This window comes from Yersinia pekkanenii (assembly GCF_001152565.1).
GTDB classification, from domain to species: domain Bacteria; phylum Pseudomonadota; class Gammaproteobacteria; order Enterobacterales; family Enterobacteriaceae; genus Yersinia; species Yersinia pekkanenii.
In genome coordinates this window covers 1-23,176 of the sequence record NZ_CQAZ01000019.1, presented here as the reverse complement: position 1 = coordinate 23,176, position 23,176 = coordinate 1, and the positions used below count along the sequence as shown (strand labels likewise).

Here is a 23,176-nt window from a genome sequence, read left to right as displayed (position 1 = left end):
GTCTCTTCGTTTAACAATGTCAGTTGTGAGCCATCAATTTTGCTTGTCGCAGCATTATTAGACAGTGATTCCAACTCTTTCAGTTTTTGCCGCGCCCGCTTAATAACATCACGTGGCACACCAGCCAAGGCGGCAACCGCCAAACCATAACTTTTACTGGCTGCGCCATCTTGTACGCTATGCATGAAGGCGATAGTCTCGCCATGTTCCAGGGCATCAAGATGAACATTAACCACACCTTCCATTTTCTCCGGCAGCGTCGTCAACTCAAAGTAATGGGTGGCAAACAGCGTCATCGCTTTAATACGGCTAGCCAGATTTTCAGCACAAGCCCAAGCCAGTGACAGACCGTCATAAGTAGATGTACCGCGACCAATCTCATCCATCAGCACCAGGCTTTGTTCCGTGGCATTATGCAGTATATTAGCCGTTTCCGTCATTTCTACCATGAAGGTAGAACGGCCTGATGCCAGATCGTCCGCCGCACCGACGCGGGTAAATATGCGATCAACCGGGCCAATGGTAGCGTGATCCGCCGGAACATAGCTCCCCAGATGTGCCAGTAGCACGATCAATGCCGTTTGGCGCATATAGGTACTTTTACCCCCCATATTCGGGCCGGTAATGATCAGCATGCGCCGTTGAGGTGATAACGTCAGTGGATTAGAAATGAAAGGTTCACTGAGCACTTGTTCAACGACTGGATGACGGCCACCGGTAATTTTGATCCCCGGTTTATCACTCAGAACTGGGCAGTTGTAATTGAGGGTTTCTGCTCTTTCAGCCAGATTCGCTAATACATCCAGTTCGGCTAGTGCGTTGGCACTGATTTGCAATTCAGGCAGATGTGGCAATAGAAGGTCAAAAATCTCTTCATATAAGCCTTTTTCAATCGCCAATGCTTTGCCTTTAGAGGTCAGAACTTTGTCTTCATACTCTTTCAGTTCTGGGATGATGTAACGCTCGGCATTTTTCAGCGTTTGTCTGCGCACGTAATGGATAGGAACCAAATGGCTCTGACCACGGCTAACCTGAATGTAATAACCGTGGACGCCATTAAAACCGACTTTTAGTGTATCCAGACCCAGTTTTTCGCGTTCACGGATTTCCAGCCGATCCAGATAATCGGTGGCACCATCAGCCAGTGCTCGCCATTCATCTAACTCAGCATTATAACCCGATGCAATTACGCCACCATCGCGCACCAATACTGGCGGTGCTTCAACAATCGCGCGTTCCAGCAGATCCTGCAATTCATCAAACTGACCGACTTGTGACCGCAAGTTTTGTACATGGGGGGTATTAACCGGTTGCAGTAAACGATGAATTTCCGGCAATTGCTGGAAGGCATGGCGCATCCGGGCTAAATCTCTTGGGCGGGCAGTACGTAACGCCAGGCGTGCCAGAATACGTTCTAAGTCGCCGACTTGACGCAACGGTATTTGCAGTTCAGCCGTAATATCTTGTAGGCCGCCAATTGCTTGTTGGCGATCCGTCAATACCTTGATATCGCGGATTGGCATATGGAGCCAGCGTTTCAGCATACGGCTGCCCATCGCGGTTACGCTGCAATCGAGGATAGCGGCTAAGGTATTTTCAGTACCGCCGGATAAATTTTGTGTCAGTTCAAGATTACGGCGGGTGGCCGCATCCATCACAATGCCATCTTGCTGGCGCTCCATGGTCAAACCACGGATATGAGGCAGAGAGGTGCGCTGGGTATCTTTGACATATTGCAGCAGGCAGCCAGCAGCTCTTAATGCCTGATGGGCTTGTTCAACCCCAAAACCGATTAAATCACGGGTACCGAATTGCAGATTAAGCTGTTGCTTAGCCGTTTCTAGCTCAAACTCCCATAGTGGGCGGCGGCGTAAGCCATGTCGCTGTTCTATCAACGACATGTGCTCGAAGTTTTCTGGATAAAGTAACTCTGCGGGGTTGGTACGCTGCAACTCGGCAGCCATGGTTTCAATATCAGCCGGTTCCGCAACCCTAAAGCGACCAGAGCTGATATCCAACGTAGCATAGCCAAATCCACGCGCATCCTGCCAGATAGCAGCGAGGAGATTATCTTGCCGTTCTTGCAGCAGCGCCTCATCACTGATTGTACCGGGTGTTACGATACGCACGACTTTACGCTCAACCGGCCCTTTGCTGGTGGCGGGATCACCGATTTGCTCACAGATAGCGGCTGACTCACCCAATTGAACCAGCTTCGCCAGATAGTTTTCTATCGAATGATAAGGAACACCGGCCATAGGGATAGGTTCCCCGGCAGAAGCACCACGTTTAGTCAGTGAGATATCCAGCAACTGTGATGCCCGCTTGGCATCGCTGTAGAACAACTCATAAAAATCCCCCATCCGGTAGAATAAGAGAATGTCAGGATGCTGGGCTTTAAGCCGCAGATATTGCTGCATCATCGGGGTATGGCCTGGTAGATCCTTGTCAAAAGACTCATTCATATTGATTTTACTCGTTTTTTAAATCTTTAGAGTGCTCATGTGGCCTCAAGTGAAACCTCTTTAAACTCACATAAACCCATTAATTTGTAGCTCACTTGTAGCCCAATGCGTGATAAATTGGTTTTACTCTTTCTCTGGGCTACAAATGGTGGTGATGCTTTGAAAACAACTCTCAGTCAGTCATTCATAATCAACAAGTTAAATGTCAATTTTAAGCCAGAGCTAAGTAGCTCTGGTAAAGTTGTTTTCGAACCCAACCCACAACAGAAACCTTACATCGTTTTTGATGATCACCGTGATTCACCAGTCGGTTTCGGAGTGAAGATCAGTGTGACTAAAAAAACGTACCTAATCCAGCGAAGAGTATCCTCGTCAGATCGTAACGTCAGTGCGGGTAAGAAGCCAAGTTCTGTCTTGAAGGTAAAGGTTGGAAATGTGTCGGATTTTCCAAGTATTGATGAGGCAAGGGAAGCCGCTCGACAATTAGTTCAGACAATGATCGCAACAAAGAGAAATCCCAACAAGATTAAGCGGGAACTCGATTTGGCTGAACTTACCGTGAGTGAAGCTTTTGCCCAATATCGGAAGCATTTACTTGGCAGAACGAAACCAGCTAAACCCAACACGCTCAATGTCTTGGACAAAGCTGAAAATCGTTTAAAAGAGTGGCAAAACCTACGGGTAAAAGATTTAACAGGCAATGAAATTCTTCGTAAGTTTGACGAGATCGCCAGCAGAGCAAGAACAGCCGCTGAACAAACTTTCCGTTGGGCTAATGTCGCTGTTAAACATGCGATTGAAATCGAAGCAGGAAATGCTCAGACACAGCAAAGGCAACCTTCCTTATCCTATAACCCATTTTCGATTTTAAAGGTGCAGAAGAAGTTCAGGACAAGATCTGAACTGGAAGATAGCTATCGTGCGAAAGGTGTTCGAAACCCTTTGTCACCAAAAGATACCCTGGGGCGGTTTTTAATTGCATTGCACAACAAGCGAAGCTTCAACCGCCTCGGTTGTGATTATTTGCTGTTGACCGTTCTGACAGGAACCAGAAAAGAAGAAACAGCTTCACTATGTTGGAGAGAGGCTCTTACAGATGAAGAAGCCAGAACGACCAGCTATGTGGATCTGAAAAATAGAACAATTCGATATTACGACACGAAAAACCGTAACGACCACGAGCTTCCTATATGTGATGGGGTGAAGCGTATCCTTGAAGATAGGTTTGATATTGTCGCTGATACTGAAACTCGCTTGGACAAGCGAAAATGGGTTTTTCCTGCACGATCACCAAGGAGTAAGGTTGGCCACTATTCAGACAGTAAAAGTTTGCGCGAAAATCTCTGCCAAGAGGCGGGGATTATGAAGCTGGGAATGCACGATCTGAGGAGAACCTTTGGCCGAGTTGCAGAAGAACTCACTTCCTATGCGGTCGTGAAAAGATTACTTAATCACCGCAATACAACCGACCCTACCGAAAGGTATGCTGTGCCTGATAATGAGCGAATTTTTGAGGCACTTCAAAGGATTGAGCTTCATATGCTGATGGTTGCACCAGAGCTGTATAATACCCTTTTGGCTTCGGCGAAATATCCACCATTACTAACAAACCAGGAGAACAGACAATGAGTGTTATCGAAACATTAAGGGAGCTCTCTGAAGTCTGGCGCTTGTTTGGTGATATGCCTGATGACACAACACTCTCTGCTGAACTCTCCGCTCTGTATCTTGGTGTAAGTATCAAAACATTAGCTCGTTATCGTCAGAATGGTGAAGGTCCTTCCTATATCCAATATCAAGCAGAAGATAGTAAGGCAAGAAACCAACGCGTAAATTACCTTTTAGGCGATTTGAGAACCTGGCGGGATAGTCATAAGGTTAAAAGCACAATGCAGGCTGCGCAGGTTCGTGGATTAGCTTTTAGTTCTTTAATTGACTTTACCGCTCCACAACCGTTCTGGTGTGTTGATGAAAAAATATACTCCCATGCCCTTACTATTTCTAATGAAGTTTTTAAAGAACTGTTAAACACCTCACGTGCAAAAGTTATTTGGATCTCTATTGAAGAGGCCTTATTTGAGGAATGGAATCACACACAAGCAAGACAGAAATGGAATGATCTGTTTATTGGTATTTTAGGTGAGCTTGTGCAGGCTTGTCAGTCGGTGCAGGACAAATATATTCTTAAGGATGAGTTTCGATAATTGAACTAATCCTTAGTAGAAATCGTTCATATCTATTATTGGGCATGAAATTTTTAACGCAAGTCTGAAAAGAATATTGCCCTTATCAAGATATCACATTAACAATTCTACGTATTAACAGAAGTATGGATTGATAATCTATATCAATCCGTTGTAATTATTTATTGACATTAATCAATAATATAATTTTTTGTTCATGTAGGAGTAAATAGAATGTTTAATTATTCAGATTATGAGTTCTTGAAAAACGATATGAAAATTGTTGTTGACTCCATTGAGCTAAAATTTGAGGAATCTCCTTTTAAATATTTTAAATCAATGGCTGCTGATACAATATCAAAGTCTATAGATATAATCAGAAAAGAAAGATATAACGGAGGCAATAATTCTAAAGAGGCTATAAATAGTCTCTATGGCAATCTAATAAAATCATTTAAAAATAATGAAGTGAAAGAGGTATTTGATACTCTAAGACTATCTTTTTTACGCTATTCATCTGGTGGTTTGCAAGATCTATATATATATCAGGAAAATGAAGACTGGCATCCTAAAATGGTTCTTACTGAAGTCATGAAACCCAACGGTAATGATACCCTGGATGAAATATTAACTATTTATCGTGGTTGTGATATTACTGAATATGAAAATAGAAGCTTCGGCCAAGCCTGGACAACATCATTGGAAATAGCAAAAGCTTTTGCACATACACATTACTCAGATAAAAAATGGTTTAATGATAAAAAGCGAGTTGTTTTGGAGGCAACTTATCGTAGAGAGCATGTGTTATTTTCACAACAATCACGTGAATTTGAAGTTGTAATTGACACCAAAAAATTAGGCTGCGTAAGAAAGCATATGTATCACAACTTAATGAAACTATGATTAAATTTGAAAGAATTGTTTTGTCATAAAAAGATAAATCACCATGTTATATAATTTTTTTTACTACAAATCGATAAGGTCACCCTAATTAAAGTGTGACCCAAGTGTTCTTCTTAAAAGGGAATGTCATCCCTTCCAAAAAACATTTTTTTATCTTCCTTTTGACTAACTAATGGTTTATCCGATTTTCTTTTTGCACTATAAATATTAAATGAATTATTAAAATCCTCGGTTTCTACTTTTGATTTCTTAAACTTATCCATTTGTTCTTCAATGAATTTATGAGGAATCCCTTTTACACATAAATTGGAGTTCAAATAAACATGACCACCTTCTGTATCACGGATTAATATTTTATTATCAAATAGCTCTTTAAAAGCTCTGGATACATTAGATTTATGTAATCCTAAATCTTCTGCTATTCTCGATTGGGAAAAATTGACAAGGATATTACCATAGTCAAGAATAGAGAAGAGATAGATAGTGATTCTGAAAGAAGTAGGAGTTAGCTTCATTTTTGCCAGCGTTCCAATATTCGTTTTAAATACCACGGAAAAATCATCTTTAAAAGAAGTTTTCTTCTTCGTACTGGCTCTTATTGTAATTTCTTCCAATTCATCTACTGTGACATCTAACGCTTTAGCAATTGCGTATTTTTGTTCTTTTGTTATAGTTAAATTTGTATTTATCATAATATTTCCTTTTTGTTGTTGGTCTGATAATATATATTGCATATTTAAATAAAATGTCAAATATATTTCATAAAAAACAAAATATTTTATTCATGCCGATATGAATATTATTATATGTATTACTATGGGTGGTGGGTTTTATATTGAGAGTTATGCAATAAATAATTTTTTTGCATGAAATTTATTACCCTGAATTGAATATAATTTTATGATTTATATAGTTTTATTTCTGTCTGTTCACGCAAGATAAAAGATAAATAAAGAAATAAGAAACCAGAGCTTCGCTCCTGAGCGCTAAAATGTTGGGGTGTATGACCAGATTATACGTAACACTTTACTCGTTTTACTCTTGTGTGCAGAGATAATGAAACCTGCGCAACGTCTGTGTTGCGCTTATGGGCTTCTTGTTAGCGTAATAATATTGTTTTGACGTTTCGTGTTGAATGTCACTGGGAATAATAAGCCCTACAAAGGTGCCCATGGAACAGTCAGTAAGAATGCATTTTTAACAGAAAATTTATGGCACCAAACGAAGGAGGGATTATTGTATTTTCTGGCTATGTAAACCGGCATACGCCGGAAAACATCAGGAAAACCCTGGTTGTTTCAGCGAATGAGTGCTGTGGGCACTCAGTGGCGCTGCGAGAAAGCGGGTAAGGGGTTTTGCCCGATAATATCAATGTGCATTGTATTAGCGTTCCAGGGACGGTAGCCTGGGCGTAGCCATCTGGTCAGAAAGTTTCCAGAGGTGTTGGGTTTTAATCAAGTATCGTGATGATATTAAATTAATTTTCAATGAAATCATTCTGGGCAATTTTTACTTTTTTAAGAAAAATAGAAAGAAGCAGAGATAAACATAAGGGTTGCTTCAGGGATGAATAGCATAAATATTAATTGATCTAAAAAACATATAATTGAGTGCGATGTCTACTGGTTTTCAATACTCTATTCATAAGTTCAGAATAGTTAAAAGCTGGAAAATATTCCAACCAAAGGCTTACCTCTATTGACAGACTGGTTTTATGTGTTATTAATTTATTGTAAAGGGAAAATGATAATGCAAGGATGCAACCTATGGCTAATAAAAGAAAACATCTTTCAACAGAAAAAAAGTTAATTTTTCTTATTGATAAGTATATCGCTAAAAATTTTTTAGGCGATTATGAGGTTTTCACTGAAAAACTCTACTTGATTTTCGTCGTATATTATCTGAAATATAAAGTATTAAATGAATCTAATAATAAATCATATCAAAATATAGACAATATACTCAATATGGTGGGTAGAGTCTTTAGATGTCTTATTGATACTGACACAACGGATTTAGTCAACAAAAAAGAAATATTCGAACAGCTACATATCCTCGTTGATTATATTGAGAGTGATCATGTTAAAACAGAGGCAATTTACTTAAAGCTGCAGGCGCAGTATGAAAGGAGAGAGATATTGCGTCAGGTCGTTATGTCAGGCAAGCATTACAGAAAATTACGATAACAATCATCCCCGCCTCTGAAAGACGGGGCTTTAGCATTTCAATGAACGATGCTGTTTTCTAACGTTCTGTTGTCAGAGGAGAAACTCCATGTCCTAACCGTATCATTTTTATTGAATATTATAGATAGTGTTCTTGATTCTGTAGTTGTATCACCAGCGAAGAATCCAACGACAGGGACATAAGTCAACGGGTTTATTTTTCCATTGTTCATTTCATATAGATAAATATCGCCACCGTCATTTTTTGAAGTTACAGACGTAGGTGAACCAAATGCTTTGACAACATCGCTCTTGGTTGTTTTATTTTTTACAAGCTTCGTTTGCAGTGAAGCTTGACTTTCATTTTTTAAGGCTTGATTACCAGAAGATGAACACCCTGATACAATGGAAATTGTAATAGATAAAAATGCTATAATAACTTTATTCATAATACTGTCCTTGTTCTATTTAAAAGTTTTAGTCTTGGTTCAGAACTTGTTCAAATACTTGCATCCATCTTTTAAGTTGGATCTCGGTATCTCTGAAGCCTTTGTCGTCACTAAAACGACCTTCTTTCGGGAAGAATTTAATCTGCCATTCGGGATTTTGAATATCTTTTACTGAAATGAAAAAACCAGAGATTTTTGCATCTTTTAATCTATTAGAATCATTCTGTGACTTAGCAATAATTCCGTTCGTAATTCCTACTCCTATTAATTTACCGGAGCTTGTTAAATCGTAACGCCATGTCTTAATATCACTTAAGGGATACGTTTGCTCTTTATTTTTTTCTTTCAGTTTTATAATTTTCTTATTTAAATCTATAAGCAACGATGTCTTGTCAAACTCGTGATAGTAATAACCATCATCATTATCGTTAAAATAATCAATGGTGGCGTGGTTCTTACGTTTGTCTAAATACTTAGGTATTGCCGTAAAAATTATAAAGGCACCTGCCAGTAACCATGCAACGAATGACTGTGAGACAGCTTCTGAACCTAAGGTGCAGAATATTACTACGGGTATTGCTAATGCTACCCAGACCCGTTTCATAACGAAGATTGTTGGTTTAGAAGGTTCTTTGAAACTGACTTCTGTTGTCATTTGCGTATCCATCAAGTTGTTTAATCTTTAACAGGAGTGGAGATATCTTGATGAATTCTCGATGGTTTGCGGGCTTTAGTAAAAACGTTTGTACCGATCGATGTGCAACTTCTGATAGGTTATGGCTATCAACAATTGGTTATCGATCTGTTATACCGATCAATAATTTCACATGAAATCAATTCATTAACCCTTGCAGCGAGTATGCCTTTTTTCACGTAAAGGCAATCCTCTGTTATTTAGGCCGTTTAATGTTCATCTGGAAGTGAGTTGGCAAAGACAAATCTAAGGTGTGAACTTTCAACACTCTCTTGAATTTCCGGAATGAATGTATCAAATAAAAACCGAATTTTTTCAGGTGATTAACCAAAGTAAGCCATAAGATGAAGCGGGGAGGTTTTGCTTTGCTCCTTCTTTGTGAGTTTTGCAAATCAAGGACAGCACTGATAATGCGTTGCCGCTTATCTTCTTCAACTACCATCTTCGATGAAGCAGTTACGGTAAGGGGCACCGTTCTGGAAGAAGAAAGAGAAGCTATTTTCTCAGAAATGGTTAGCGTTTCCCTGGCTGTGTTGATTACCATTTTTGCAGGAGCAGGAGCAGGAGCAGGAGCAGGAGCAGGAACAGGAACAACTGGTCTGGTATGCAACAGTAGCGAGTTGTCGCGTTCAGGCTCGTAGTTGAGAAGCTTTTGAAGATTCGCCCATGAATACATCTTTCCAAGCTGGGAGGCTTTAAATGCGATGTTTTGATATTCGAACGAAAATCCATTCATCTTTCCTGTTTTTGAGACGTTCGCCGTCCAGGAAACCTGAGCTTCTCCGATTCTTTTGATAAAAGTTTCTAAATCGGGCTTATCAGCCAAGCTTTTATCAAGTATCTGTTGTAAAGCTTCTTTTGGTGAAGGCTCCCCAGTCCGTTCAGATAGCATTTTCTCATTACGGGACACTCTCTTCCGCTTCGGTTGTGCATTCGAGAGGGATGGTGCTGCCTTGGTCACTGTCAGACCATGAGCAATTTCGAGCTCGCTGATGATGCGAGTGCTGATTAAGTTCTCATTCTTACCCAGGTAAAGCTTACCGCTACTGAGATTTATGCGACTGGCGATAATGTGTATGTGTTGGCCTGCTGAGTCAGCATGTAGGACATAGCAGCGTAAATGAGTGTCATTGAACCCCATGCGTTGCATGTAGTCGTCTGCGAACATTACCCATTGTTCATTTGACAGCGATTCACCTTCAGGCAACCGAAGCGAATTGTGCCACACTGCTTTTTCTACTTCTGGGCGAAGCTTTTTAGTGGTATTGAATTCTGCAATTAGATCTCCTGCAAAGCTTCCCATCATATTGCCACCGATCACGGAGGGAACTTGTTTATGATGAGATGCTTGTTTTAATGCATAGACAACAACACCAACGAAGCTTTTACCACGTCTGATTTTCTGCATTCCCTTCATCGGGGTTGCTCCATATGTCAGCGCTTAGAAGGTTCTGGCGAAGCTCTGCTAATTGCCGCTTAACAGCGAACAATTCTGTATAGGTAAGCTTGCTGTCTTCACTTTTGCTATCGATATGCAGAGCAATACGGTTCAACTTCTGGTTAATTTCCCCCAAGGTCTTCCAGGCACTTAGGTTGATTGGAGGCACAATAGTAGGGAGCTTCTGTAACGAAGCCATACGTAACCATTCACCTTTTGCGTAATTACCTCTTAGAGTGTTCAGCTTGCTCAATTCTGCGTTATTAAGCCGGACACTGACACAATGGGTTCTAAGTGTTTCTGGTATTAGATCAGTAAGAATTGAGGATTGTTTAATTACGGGGGCGATACTTTTGGCAATGTGAGGTATTGGTAATTGTTTTTCCATATGAACTCCTTTTCATATCTGGAATTGAACATTCAGTCACATCATTATTACTATTTCATTTATTTGTCAAGAAGGTCTTGTTAATATCGCTAGTGACTTGATTTTAAATAATAAGCGAATGTACTATTAGAGAGCATCAAAAATGTTTGGTGCTATACAAGTTGAGGGGCACGCAAAATGAAACATGGCATTAGAACTCTTGGTTTTATTGATTGGGATATTTTCCTGGCTGAGAGGAATAAAGATGTTACATTTACACTGGATTTTCATATTGATGCGGGGTTTAGTTTTGCTAATGCAGTTGCACATAGGAAAATTCACAAGGAAAAAGCTAAGTCAGTGGCAATGGATGATTCTTTAAGAATTCCAACAGTAATTTTTAATTTTCAAGAGAAAATAAAAGTTGAACATTTAAAAATAAGCTCCATAAGTATTAAAAATGTTGATTATCAGTTTTCAGATATTACTGAAAAATACATTATTACAGTTATTTTTTCAGATGAAGAAATAGATTATGAAAAATTCCAAAAAGATTTGAATTTCAGGTATGACGAGAATGACAGCTTAGACAAAAATGTTGTAAATCAAATCTATTTTACAAGTCACTTTAAAGAAAGAGCAGAGAAAATCAAAGATGAGATAGTATCTTTTATAGAGCTATCAGGCCATTTTGCAAAGTATTCACATTCATCATTAAACTTATACTTAAATGAAGAAGGCTTGTATTTCAGAATATTGCAATCAGGTGGAGGGATCAAAACGGCTGGGCATAATCCTATACACCCATTGCTGTTGCGTAGAGATAGGTTAATATCCTTAAAAGATACATATGATAAAATTCCTGTCCAATACAAAAAATATTATCAGAAAGGCATCCATTATCAATTTTTAGGCTTCTTTGATGAAAGTTTTTTGTGTTTCTATAAGCTTATTGAGAACTTATTTTATTGCGAAGATTTTCTTATGTTGTTCCATCAAAACAATGACAAATTCGAGGAGCTTAAAGGAATTCAGAAATCGCGTAAGAAGCCAGGAAATCAGAAGAAAATGATTTCATTTATTTGTGAATGGATCATTGAAGCTGACTGCTCAAGTATACAAGAGCAAAATAAACTTTTTGAATTATTTGAAGATCTTATTACCATAAGAAATGAAATTGCTCATGGTAGTGATCAAAATGAAAAGAGCAATATCGCCATAAGGCAACTTATAACATTATCTAATGTAATGCTCAATCATGTGATTTTTAGACTTTAAATTTATATTGTCAATTAAATGAGCAAGTTGCGTATCCACTTATGATAGGATTATCTAACTGGAACACGTCTTTTTATCTTGATGTTTCCTTTTCAATCATAGAGCAGAAAAGCAAGGCAACTCAGAGAAGCGGAGCTTCTTTGAGTTAGCCCTTGCTTAATCTACTGGCTTAATTTGCTATGTCGTAGCGCTTAAACGCAGCCATTCATTTGTATCTAAGCCAATACGGGATAATTGTTCTGCTAATTTATTGGCAATTGCTTGAGCTACCGTCGTTTTGAGTTCCCCATGCCATATAAGATGGCTTTCTTTACTACCTTTCTTATATTTTATTTTGTATTTATCACGATCAACTACAGCTTTGATCGTATTGCTTTCGTTGTCAGGGCTAAATGTGAAAATATGTAAGTCTTTACTTCCTGGTTTAATATTGAATTTCAAGAAACCATTTTTAGCATCTCTGATTACATGAGTGAATCCGCCAGTGCTATCAACTTTATCAATTTTTAAGAAAATAAAATTTCTATCCTCATGAATGCGGACTGTATCACATAAAGGTTGCATGCAAATAAAATAACCATTTCCTTTTTGCACTATAGTGCCCTGTTTTATAGTTGGAGCATGGCCCTCGAGCTTTAAGGATATAATATCTCTTCTCTTACACTCAATTGAGCTTAAATGTTCATGTGGGAAGTGATCTGTTCCAGTTAAATTGATCTGTATTTTGGATTTTTTAAATTTATTAACTGTAGTGCAAATGACTGGTGGCTCTGATAGTATTGTGGCTAAGTCTGGTTCAGTCGATGCTTCCAATAATCTTTTCATTCTGTCTGGTGTTATTCTGACTTCATTTCTATCAACTTTAATACAAATCATGTTGTCTGGTTCAAACCTTCCTGTTTGGTCAGCCCATTGCTTAAGTTTCTCTAATCCGAGATGGTTTTTTATTTTTTGACTTATTTGCAAAGTTGATTTGAATTCTTCCGATATTATTTCCGTTGCATAGTCGAAAGCTACTTCATGCGCTTTTTCTCTAACCTCTGGTGAAGATAAAAGCCCCAATACGTGTGATAGGTATGCTGGATCTAAATTTTTGTTGAATGTATGTAAAATATGATGTGTCTTATCACGTAGTTCACCTATTGCAGATAAAGTTGCGTTAGATAGAAGCCCAATAGTTAACATGGTGAATAAATCAATCACAGTGTTTTTTAGTTGAGAAATGGTTTCTTCTTTTCTAATTACAGTTATTTGGCAAAATTCAAGATCGGGATTTTTAAAGGTAATATTTCTTGATTCTAATTTAGCTTTTATGCCTGGACCGCTAAGAACATGTAAGTGATCTTTAATGCTTCTCGCTATAGTGTTTACATTTGGTTCTGCTGTGTAAATAACAATGAGTCGTAAACGACCATGTTGTTCTTTATCATTATTTATTATTTTCTCTATACTTGCCTTGGCGAGTGTCCCTGGTTCACTGTTGAAATCATGATCCATACTCCAGTCTAATATAGTTATATCTGCACGTCTGGAGCTTTCCATTATTTTAGTAGATGCAACATCTATTGTTGCAAAACGCTCGGCATCGGGTATGAAACCGCAACAGTTAATACCATGTTCAGCAAATGCAAGTGACAGGCTTTGGTAATCAAGTTGGTGGGATTCTTCTATTATATGTAGATTTTCGTGTGTAACTTGGGAAGTGGCATTATATATACCTAACCCTGTATCATTTTCTGGAGCGTCAAAACCATCTAAATCACCCTCCGTGTCAGCAAGATTCTGTGTGCGAGGGTTACTTCTTGATTTTCCTAAAAATAACCCATCATCAACGGCAATTACGCTGTTTAAAAAATTCTTTACGATGTCTTTAGATGATTCAAAAAATGGACCAGTTTGCACAATATTACTCCGTTTCTGTCTCTTGTTCTTTTGTTGGTTCGATCCTAAATACAGCCCCGGTATCTGGCTGATAAGGCTCTAAAATAATATCAAAATTCTCTCTCGTTAATGTTTGCTGGGCAATATATAGGCCCATGCCTTGGCCGCCGATACGTCGACTAAAACCAAACTCAAAAACATTATGCTGATCTATCGTAGGAATTCCTGGACCTGAGTCCTTGATCAAAAAACCTTTTTTGGTTGCATCAAGAGTGATAATTTTTTCTCCAGTGCTTCGTGCTACCCAGTGAATGGCATTATCAACTATATTGATAAAGACAGGGTATAGAGTAGATGTGAAGGTCACGACACTTTGATTATAAAATCTGGAAGTGAATTTTATTATTATATTTTCTTTTTCTAATCTCTCTTCAAATACAGATGTAATAAACTCACTAATAGCTTTTCCTGTAATCAAGGTGCGTCTTCGACCCATACGTCTGGTTAAAGGCATAAGTGTTTTTAAATAAGCATCTAAGTGTTCAAAGCCAATGCGTACTCTTTCATAGATCGTCTTGAATCGCTCACTACGAGCAGCAAATGGTTGCATCTCATTGAGACTTCGTCGCATAGATAAAATGTTGTTGTTGAACTCATGCCCCAGAACACCTAATGCCATTCCCAGCTGGGCTAATTGTAAGTTTTGCTCATTTTGTTCTTTCAGATGCTCATATTCTGTTTCAAATATCGATATTAACTCAGTTGAGGAGGTCGCATTTTGCTCACTACCTTCTTTCGCAGATAATAAACGCTCAGTTATAAGGTTTATACTTTGGATGACTTCTTTCGATGAGTTATCTATACGATTTTCCAAGTCATTTTTTAACTGAAAAAGTTGTTCTGTAGTGATTCCTTGAAAGCTGGTTGAGTGAAATTCTTTGAACGCATCAGTTGTCTGTAATTTTGCTTGCTCTCTGCTCTTGTTCAATAATTGCCGTGATTGATGCTGTAACTCATCTAATACTTTCTGCGCCTTATTGTATGCTTCGTTCAGTTGTTTGCGTTGATTCTCTTCCTGAAGGATAAGAGAATCATTAAAACGGCGACGCAGTCCTGTTCGATCCCCATAATGATCTTCATACTCTACTAATTTATGGCTTATTTTTAGTTTCAACTGCTCTATTTTATTAAGCAATTCTGAGCTTTTTACTTGATATGAATCCCATTGTTCTGCCAATTCTTTATTAAGACCAATTCCGGAGGGTTTAGAAATGTCAATGTTCTTAATAATCCTGCCGAATTCGTTAATTCTAATCTGTTCGATACTAAAAACGAGGTCATCAATTGCTTGCTTTTTAGGATCGAAATTGGTTAGGGCAGTATCTGCTTTATCTGCAATGCTTTGGATAGATTTATCCCAATCTCCATTGTCAAATTTTTTAAAGAAACTTGCTATAACTTCAGAAAATTTCTTTCTCTTTGCATTTTTATATCCATCTCGTTTTTTTAATAGTTCATTCTCTCGTTGCTGACGGGCTCTTTTTTCAATGAAAGTTGAGGACTGATCCCCTTTATCATTAAAATAATCACTTGCTATCTGAATGAAGAAATTTTCTAAAATGGCTTTTAGCTGTTTATAGGCTTTATTTTCAATGAAACCTTCACGCCCGGCTTTTTCTTTTAAATCTGAATTATTATTTTTTGTAAGTTCTATTGCACCAAACATACGGCGATAGGAGAAGAAATAGTCACTTGCACTTTTAGAACGACGCTGCTCTATCCTTAGAAAATCCACGTCAGAATCACCATATGGTAATATACGTATTCCATCTCGGTATATATATAATCCGCCTATTCTATCCGTTTTATCTCTCAACTCTTTCCAAACATCCGGTGGAACTTTAGAGTCTTTTTGCACGCCCTGAACATAAGCAAGATTAAGTTCAAATGGCCCACAAAGAACCTCTTTGTTAGCACCATCTGGCCAAGAAACGACAATTTCTCTTTCTTCTCCATAGACTTTTAGGAAGCCGGAAAATTGACCGAATTCATTAAATGTTCCTTGAAAATGATGGTCAGCTATGGCGAATTCACTTGTTGTGAAAAAAACAGATTCACTAATCCGGTCGATGCATTCACCTGATAAAGTGTGATCACGAAAGCGAGCAACAATTGGTGGGTGTGCATTTTCATACATTGTATTGGTAAAGCCAAGAAGCGATTTTTCTAACCGGGATGCTTGGTCTGTTCGTCTGGCCGCAGCAAAACTTTCAATATCATCAGCCAATATTTCTTCGACTGGGGCTATAATAAAATGCGTCCCGCCGTGATTACCGTTTAAAGATAAATGCTCTCGTTTTAAGTTAAGGCTTTGATCTAAATCATTGAGCGCTGAATCCCAATATTCTGGGTCGTAATCAAATTTACAAACTTGCTCAACAAGAAGATCTATCTTTTTTTGCGATATTTTACCAGCAAGGCTTTTTATATTATCCAGTATATCGCTTAAAAGCGTTTCAATATGTTTTTTACATAAAACTTCATCTTTACCAAGTTCTATAATCGGTATGTTTATATCTTCAAGATTTAGTTTGGGTAGAGAGAATAAAGTCCAATTTACAAATGCTATAACGATGTTTCCATATGTTGCATTTTTGCGTGACTTTGTTATGACCAATACTTGTGGACCAATTGACGCAATAGCCAATCGACCAATCCCTTTTTCCCCCATAATAGGACGTGAAGTTTTGGCCAAATCGACATCTGGCATTCCAATGCTGTCTTCATCGGTCAGTTTGCTATCAGTCCCAATAGTGAGCCAACGTTCTTCAAATTCCTCTTTTGTCATCCCTAAACCGTCATCACGAAGGATAAGCAGATTTTTTTTTCTGATGTAGTCTACTTCAACATTGTCTGCATAAGCATCATGAGCATTTTTAAAAAGCTCACTTAAAGCCGTAGGGATGCCGGCAATTTGTTGTCTGCCAAGCATATCAAGCGCTCTGGCTTTCGTTTTTATCTGTGCCATCAGTCGAGTTGGGTCAGCGCAACTAACCCCTCCTAATTTATTCGTAATATTGTTTCCATATAGCCTCCGCAAAGCATTGTGCCAGCAATACAGGGACAGCATTTCCAATTTGCTTGGATTTGGAAACTCGGTTTCCAATGAATTGGAAGTTTTTTGGAAACGTTTGTAGCAACGCAGCCTCGCGGAACGTAATGGCTCGATGCTGTGTTATGTCTGGATGCCCAAACCGTCCATTAGAAATACTCGTACATTTAGTAGTTAGAGTTTTGCATGGAGCATCCCAACTCATTCTTCCATATACATCTGTATGCCCGTCATAAGTTTTATGGCATTTAAGCCACAAATCCTCGGGCCAGTTACGACGGTCTCCTCCTTCTGGAGTGTGTTTCAACCGTTCAATATTTTTTTGGGTAATCACTGCCGCTGCATGTAAGGGATCACGAGGATCAGTTTCACCTGCTTGGAGAGGTGGAAGTTGACTAATATAGTCTCTGACAGTTGCAAAAGGGTGTTCCTTGTCTCCGTGAGTATGGTTAGGGAACACTGGTTTACCTTTTAACCGAGCTAGAACTACCAATCGTTTACGCTGCTGTGGAACACCGTAGAACTCACTTGATATTGCTCGATATTCATACTGGTAATCAAAGCGTTCAATGAAGTGTAAAAAATCGGCAAACGGGCCATTTTCTGATAGTTTAACACTTTGCATTCCTGGAACATTTTCGATGAAAATGTATGCAGGACGAAATGCACGGATAAACCTTTTTGTCTCACTTAACAATGATCTGCGTTTGTCACCGCTGTGACGATTTTTGTTTTGTGAAGAGAAGGGCTGACATGGAGCACAGGCACAAAAAATAAGATCGGAATCCTTCCAGCTTGGCACCTTTTCCGCGATATGTTTTGCTTTGATATTGAGGATATCATCTTGGATAAATGCAGTGTTGGGGAAGTTAGTTTTGTAACTTTCAGCCGCGCTTTTGTCCAAGTCGATTCCGAGGGCTACATCAAAGCCCGCCAGCTCAAAACCTTTACTGGCCCCACCACAACCGCAGAAAAAATCAATGACCTTCATTAATGAGTTTATCCCTTAAAAATCATGCTGTTAATTGCTACCTATATCTTTTGTAAGTTAACATCTTCAAACGACATGACGCATCAACCCTATGTATACACCATCATACCTCAAGGATACAGTGGATGGGAATCGGAGCGAGTTGAGTCCTTGGTATGCTTGGTTTCATTAACTATCAATTCGAGTCACAGGAAAGTTGCAGCTTTGCTTCTTCATATTCAGATTGTTGGGCTGATATCGCTCTTCCGTGGTGTTTAATTTTAACTGAATGATTCATATTTTATATGGGTGTAATCATTTTTTTATTTTAAAAATAACTTTTAGATATTGCCTTTTACTATTTTATCGTACGTTTTCTTTTGCCGTTATCATTTATTTCATTAAATTTATTTGACATAATTTAAATAATGTATTAAATCTTGTGTATCGCTGAATGTGTGTTCATTTAAATTTTCATTATTGAATGGTAATCATGAAGGGATAATATCTTGCACTTTGTGCAGTAGCAGTAATGTATCCTGCACTCTGTGCAGTTAAGTAGTAACAATAATGTATCCTGCACTCTGTGCAGTTAAGTTTTACAGAACTAAGCATAGAAGGCATTTTAGAATGTCTTTTATACTTTCTATCTTCTTATTGCATTATAATTGATTGGATTATAATGCAGAGTTTTATTTTCTCTCCCACCCACCTATTCTCAGCCTTTTATGTTGGAGCCTGCATATGAATGACCAACTAACCATTCTATCTACATTCTGAACGTAATGGATAAAAGGATTGTTATCAACAGATGAATCTATTGCTTATTCACTCTCAAAGTGTAGCTCATCAGTAGACTGACGTTAATGGTTTTCATTTAAATTATTTATAAATCAGTGTTTTATGTTATGTTTTTAGATACTGCTGCATCATTGGGGTGTGGGAATCGAGTTTATCAGTATTATTCATGTGATTATGTTTCTATTCCATTGAATTTAAAGTTAATTATGATTTTTATTATTATCGTTAGATATCACATAATTTTACGGTTAATACAGGAGTCCAGCGAGTTATTACGATACAACAGCCGTGATAAAGGTCATTTGGTTGTTACCGTTCATCAAGTTTTTTTCCAGCCGATATACTAGCCCAGCGGCCCGCAAACTGACATAGGTAAAAATTGGAAGTTTCCCGCAAACTGTGTTTGCAATGATGTGGATGAAGTTGCAAGAACGGGGAAAAAAATAACGGCAGTTGAACGAGCGTCAAAAACCCAAGGCGGCGGTGCTGACAGTTGACGGGGGAGTAAACTTAATTAACAGATGATTTGATGGCCGGTCTCTCTTTACTGCGGGTTTATCAATGAGGTTTTAACGGTAATACCGCAAAGATAACGTCTGGTCACCCCCTGGAAGCCATGGCAAAAAAGTGCTGAAGCCAGCGCATCGAAAGCGGATGGTGCAGGAAGCAGCCAGATGTTGCAATATCAGTGTTCGTTTTACCTGTCAGTTAGTTACCGCCCGCGAAAGTCGCTATTGTTACCAGGCTAGGCTGAGTGAAGAAAATAAAGTCATTGCTGACTGGCTACTCCGTGCCAGAAGCGGATATTATTAACTGAGTATTGTGTTTAACCCCGAGAGCAGGTCACGCCAGCCTCTGATAGACCCCTACAAACTCAAGCCACACGGTGCTCAGGTTCTGTAACCGGGTACAGCCTCAAAAATTACAGGTATAATCCCACAAATTATTCAACTGGTTTAAAACGAAGATGACAAAACTCACCTTACAAGAACAGATGCTAAAAGCTGGATTAGTGACCAGCAAAAAAATGGCCAAAGTCCAAAGAACGGCTAAAAAATCCCGAGTTCAGACTCGTGAGGCAAGAGAGGCGGTGGAAGAAAATAAAAAAACACAATTCGAGCGTGATAAACAGTTAAGCGAACAGCAAAAACAAGCTACTTTATCTAAAGAATATAAAGCTCAGGTGAAGCAGCTCATTGAAATGAACAGAATCAACCTTTCAAAAGGCGATATTGGTTTTAACTTCACAGATAATAATTTAATTAAAAAAATAGTTGTGGATAAGCTTACTCAAGCTCAGCTAATTAGTGGTCGTCTCGCCATTGCTCGTTTGGTGGTTGATAACAGTGGCGAGAGTGAATACGCTATTATCCCCGCGAGCGTAGCCGATAAAATTGCGCAGCGAGATGCGAACAGTATTGTATTAAATAGTGCGCTTAGTCAGGAAGAGCAAGACGGAGAAGATCCGTATGCCGATTTTAAAGTGCCCGATGATTTGATGTGGTAATTAACGTATTGCAGATGCTATGTATGAAAAGCCCCTCAGGGCGTCTTCACAGCGGCATTGCTATAGATACTTTCGCTTTCAGAACGGGCAAGTATTACGGGCTTTGATCCACTCTTCGCTAATGGGATGAACAAAATGCAACTCACTGGCGTGCAGCATCAACCGCGGCGTCCGTTCGGTGCCTGGCAGTAGGTGACCGCCATACAGATCGCAGCCCCAAATAGGGTGACCCAACTGCTGGCAGTGAATGCGTAGTTGATGGGTGCGCCCGGTCTTTGGGGTTAGCTGTACCCGCGTCAATGGTAGTCGCGTCCCGTCTTCCAGCGCATGATAAAAACGCTCAACGACCTGATAGCAGGAGCGAGCGGGCTTGCCGTGGATTGCGCAAATCGACATCAGCGGGAACAGCGCCGGGTCTTTGGCAATCGCTGCGTCTATCACCCCTTCGTTGTCGTCCAGATGCCCGCAAAGCAGTGCGCTGTACACTTTGGTCACTGTGCGCTGGCTGAACTGTTGGCACAGGGCGGCATTTATCGTCTTATTGCGGGCAATCACCATCAGCCCGGAAGTCCCGAAATCAAGACGGTGGACCAGGGTGCAGCCGGGGAATATTTGTACCAGCCGATGATGCACCGAATCGAGATTTTGCGGATTTTTCCCCGAGAGGCTGAGCAGCCCAGCGGGTTTATTGATAAGCACCAGGTGATCATCCTGATAGAGAGTCTCTATCTTGTCATGGCACGGCGGGGCAATAAAGGTATCGATAATCGTAGGCATCAGGTTACCCGGATGGGGAGTGGGAGCAGATGATAACGAATTTCCAGCCGACTGACGAATCAGTGTAAGCATAACGGTTTTAGTTCCACGCATTTTTCCCGCAAACTATGTTTGCAATGATGTGGGTGATTTGATGGCCGGTCTCTCTAGTGACTGCGGGCTTATCAATGAGGTTTTAATACAGCAAAGATAACGTCTGGCAGAAGCCCCCAAATTCGGGGCTTAATTTTCGTAGGAAACAGCATTTACTCTTCAAGATACCGGCTACCAATATCATCTAATGCATCGGCAAGCATGAGTATGTTGTTGCATTGCTTATTTTTTTCAGCAGGCTTATTGAGTTTTGACTTGCAAAATTTGCTCATCTTTCCAACCCAATATGCTTTAAGTATCGATGAGTCCACCAGTTTTATACATGCAATATGTTCCTTCACCGAATAACTGCGAATACAGGCAGCTTCCGATACTTTCGCTATTGCAGGTACTGGCACATCTATCGAATGAGAAATAGACAGCGCTGGAGTTGAAATAAGTAGGATTGTCGGGAGTAATCTCATGTTAATACCTCGCATAAAGTCCGTGAGACAGTAAACTTACCCATATCAAGCTAAAAACAAAACTAAAAATACTTAGTTACCAAGCTGCCATGTAAGAGAGATGAACCAACTAAGGCATAGATGCAATACGGCAATTACTATTAGATCAAACAAAAACGAAAAGACCTGAGTCCGGTAGCGTACAGAACTCAGGCCCTTTCCATGCACCTTAATTAGTTGGTATCCAACTTTTTAGGGGCAGTTCAATTGTGACAGAACCCCTTATTATGATCCCGTTCCTAACATAAGGGTTAACCCTATAGGATATGTGCCAAAGCTATCTCTAAGGTTGACTATATTAAGAGTTACATTTGTCTGTGTAACACCATTAGCATTACATAGCGCTTCAGTACTGAAATTATCATTATGAAGAACAATCCTGTTAGTTATACCGGTGTTCATTATGTGGTTAGGTAAAGCAGAGAATGTTATCGTTGAAGAATTTGTTGTAAGCGCATTACCAGCAAACATAGTCATAGTAATATTCCCTGTCGTCTCGTTGCCATAGTTGTCGTATATTATCGTCGAGTCCAAGAGGACAATTTTTCGTTGAAAAATACCACTAGGTATCTGGAAACATTCACCAATCGGTTGTGTGATTGCCACGACAGGTGGCTCCTGTGCTTGGTTCCAGGCCCCTGGCGTTATTGTTACCGTCTCGGTGAGCCCCGCAATTTCTGTACCTGATGACTGTACCGAAATATTCGCAACGCCAACTTTAGTACCATCAATATTCGCCGTATAACCAGCATCTGAATGACTCATATTCGTTATCTGACTGTCCACCAGATCAGTCGTAAACGTGATACCTAGAGCGGGAATACTATTATTGTGTGCATCTCGGGCTAGAAACGTAATAAGAGCACCAGTGCGATCATCAGCATTAATACTGTCGGTGCTCACAGTTAATACCGAGTTCATTATATCTATCACACCAGGAGATAAGGTCACGGTGACCGGGGGGATGTTAAATGGACTGCGGCCTACATTGACGGTGATGGTAGCCGCACCGGAGACAGTACCGGCGGTCAGAGAGGCGGTATAGACGCCGTTGCCACTCTCAGTGGGGGTTCCCACGCTGCCCAGCGAGGTATCAAAGGTTACAGTCTGACCGGTGACCGGGTTATTGTTGCCATCCCTCAGGGTGAGAGTGAGCTCCGAGGTGTCACTGCCATTGGCCTCGATATTGAGTGGGGCTGCCAACAGAGTAGAGTGGGCGGTGCTCAGGTCGCCGCTGTCGCCGTTGAGAATGACGGTGGCCGGGGTGATGTTAAATGGACTGCCGTCTACATTGGCAGTAATGGTGGCGGTACCGGCGACAGTACCGGCGGTCAGGGTAGCGAAATATATATTACCGTTATCCCCCTCCGCTCCCACGGTGCCGAGCGTGGAGTCAAAGGTTACGTTCTGGCCGGTGACCGGGTTATTGTTGCTGTCCCTCAGGTATAACATTATCTGCGAGGTATCGCTGCCATTGGCCTCGATAACGGGCGGGTTTGCCATAATAAAGGAATTGGTGTGGCTTAGGTCCAAGCTCAGGATGACGGTGACCGGGGTGACGTTAAATGGACTGCCGCCTACATTGGCAGT

The 23,176-nt window shown here is 39.9% G+C and carries 18 protein-coding genes; 6 read left to right on the top strand and 12 right to left on the bottom strand.

Annotation, left to right across the window (positions count from 1 at the left end; translation table 11 throughout):
* The coding region (gene mutS / locus AEP37_RS11205; protein ID WP_049613346.1) for a DNA mismatch repair protein MutS at positions 1–2,465 on the bottom strand (2,465 nt) is incomplete at its 3' end.
* Between the two features lie 159 nt (positions 2,466–2,624).
* Here mutS and AEP37_RS11200 point away from each other — a divergent pair.
* The 3 genes from AEP37_RS11200 (at position 2,625) to AEP37_RS11190 (ending at position 5,551) form a co-directional block, all read left to right on the top strand.
* Entirely contained in the window at positions 2,625–4,094 is a 1,470-nt protein-coding gene (locus tag AEP37_RS11200) for a tyrosine-type recombinase/integrase (protein ID WP_049613433.1), read from the top strand.
* Positions 4,091–4,669, top strand: a complete 579-nt coding sequence (locus AEP37_RS11195) for a hypothetical protein (RefSeq protein WP_049613344.1) — start codon at positions 4,091–4,093, stop codon at positions 4,667–4,669. The genes AEP37_RS11200 and AEP37_RS11195 overlap by 4 nt, the downstream gene beginning before the upstream one ends.
* A gap of 213 nt (positions 4,670–4,882) precedes the next feature.
* On the top strand, positions 4,883–5,551 hold the full coding sequence (locus tag AEP37_RS11190) for a hypothetical protein (protein WP_049613342.1): 669 nt from the start codon (positions 4,883–4,885) through the stop codon (positions 5,549–5,551).
* A 113-nt stretch (positions 5,552–5,664) separates the two neighbouring features.
* Here AEP37_RS11190 and AEP37_RS11185 read toward each other — a convergent pair whose 3' ends face one another.
* Positions 5,665–6,243, bottom strand: coding sequence for a helix-turn-helix domain-containing protein (locus AEP37_RS11185; protein ID WP_049613340.1), 579 nt, complete (start codon positions 6,241–6,243; stop codon positions 5,665–5,667).
* 1,074 nt (positions 6,244–7,317) lie between these two features.
* Here AEP37_RS11185 and AEP37_RS11180 point away from each other — a divergent pair.
* Positions 7,318–7,737: a hypothetical protein gene (locus tag AEP37_RS11180; protein ID WP_049613338.1), complete on the top strand. Its 420-nt coding sequence runs from the start codon at positions 7,318–7,320 to the stop codon at positions 7,735–7,737.
* Positions 7,738–7,775: 38 nt separating this feature from the next.
* Here the strand turns inward: AEP37_RS11180 and AEP37_RS11175 are convergent, their stop codons facing one another.
* The 4 genes from AEP37_RS11175 to AEP37_RS11160 form a co-directional block, all read right to left on the bottom strand.
* Positions 7,776–8,165 (bottom strand): outer membrane protein assembly factor BamE, encoded by a 390-nt coding sequence (locus tag AEP37_RS11175; protein ID WP_049613336.1) that lies wholly within the window; start codon positions 8,163–8,165, stop codon positions 7,776–7,778.
* Between the two features lie 28 nt (positions 8,166–8,193).
* Positions 8,194–8,820: a DUF4755 domain-containing protein gene (locus AEP37_RS25640; protein ID WP_049613334.1), complete on the bottom strand. Its 627-nt coding sequence runs from the start codon at positions 8,818–8,820 to the stop codon at positions 8,194–8,196.
* Between the two features lie 235 nt (positions 8,821–9,055).
* Positions 9,056–10,276, bottom strand: a complete 1,221-nt coding sequence (locus AEP37_RS11165) for a relaxase/mobilization nuclease domain-containing protein (protein ID WP_049613332.1) — start codon at positions 10,274–10,276, stop codon at positions 9,056–9,058.
* Entirely contained in the window at positions 10,245–10,685 is a 441-nt protein-coding gene (locus AEP37_RS11160; protein WP_049613330.1) for a hypothetical protein, read from the bottom strand. The genes AEP37_RS11165 and AEP37_RS11160 overlap by 32 nt, the downstream gene beginning before the upstream one ends.
* A 177-nt stretch (positions 10,686–10,862) precedes the next feature.
* Here AEP37_RS11160 and AEP37_RS11155 point away from each other — a divergent pair, with 177 nt between their 5' ends.
* The gene (locus tag AEP37_RS11155; protein ID WP_049613328.1) at positions 10,863–11,942 is read left to right on the top strand and encodes a hypothetical protein; all 1,080 of its coding nucleotides are present in this window, start codon (positions 10,863–10,865) and stop codon (positions 11,940–11,942) included.
* 177 nt (positions 11,943–12,119) lie between these two features.
* Here AEP37_RS11155 and AEP37_RS11150 read toward each other — a convergent pair whose 3' ends face one another.
* Genes AEP37_RS11150 through AEP37_RS11140 form a run of 3 tightly spaced genes read right to left on the bottom strand, consistent with a single transcriptional unit; the run spans position 12,120 to position 17,926 of the window.
* Entirely contained in the window at positions 12,120–13,844 is a 1,725-nt protein-coding gene (locus tag AEP37_RS11150) for a response regulator receiver domain (RefSeq protein WP_235801323.1), read from the bottom strand.
* 4 nt (positions 13,845–13,848) lie between these two features.
* Positions 13,849–16,851 (bottom strand): ATP-binding protein, encoded by a 3,003-nt coding sequence (locus AEP37_RS11145; RefSeq protein ID WP_049613327.1) that lies wholly within the window; start codon positions 16,849–16,851, stop codon positions 13,849–13,851.
* Between the two features lie 37 nt (positions 16,852–16,888).
* On the bottom strand, positions 16,889–17,926 hold the full coding sequence (locus AEP37_RS11140; RefSeq protein ID WP_049613325.1) for a DNA cytosine methyltransferase: 1,038 nt from the start codon (positions 17,924–17,926) through the stop codon (positions 16,889–16,891).
* A 1,747-nt stretch (positions 17,927–19,673) separates the two neighbouring features.
* On the opposite strand from AEP37_RS11140, the gene AEP37_RS11135 reads away from it, so the two are divergent.
* Positions 19,674–20,213 carry a DUF2058 domain-containing protein gene (locus AEP37_RS11135; RefSeq protein ID WP_049613324.1) on the top strand — a complete coding sequence of 180 codons (540 nt, stop codon included), beginning with the start codon at positions 19,674–19,676 and terminating at the stop codon, positions 20,211–20,213.
* Between the two features lie 78 nt (positions 20,214–20,291).
* Here AEP37_RS11135 and AEP37_RS11130 read toward each other — a convergent pair whose 3' ends face one another.
* The 3 genes from AEP37_RS11130 to AEP37_RS11120 all read right to left on the bottom strand — a co-directional run.
* The gene (locus AEP37_RS11130; protein WP_049613322.1) at positions 20,292–20,990 is read right to left on the bottom strand and encodes an RluA family pseudouridine synthase; all 699 of its coding nucleotides are present in this window, start codon (positions 20,988–20,990) and stop codon (positions 20,292–20,294) included.
* A 245-nt stretch (positions 20,991–21,235) separates the two neighbouring features.
* Positions 21,236–21,547, bottom strand: coding sequence for a hypothetical protein (locus AEP37_RS11125; RefSeq protein WP_049613321.1), 312 nt, complete (start codon positions 21,545–21,547; stop codon positions 21,236–21,238).
* Positions 21,548–21,811: 264 nt separating this feature from the next.
* A partial coding sequence (locus AEP37_RS11120) for an Ig-like domain-containing protein (protein ID WP_049613319.1) occupies positions 21,812–23,176 on the bottom strand: 1,365 nt, incomplete at its 5' end.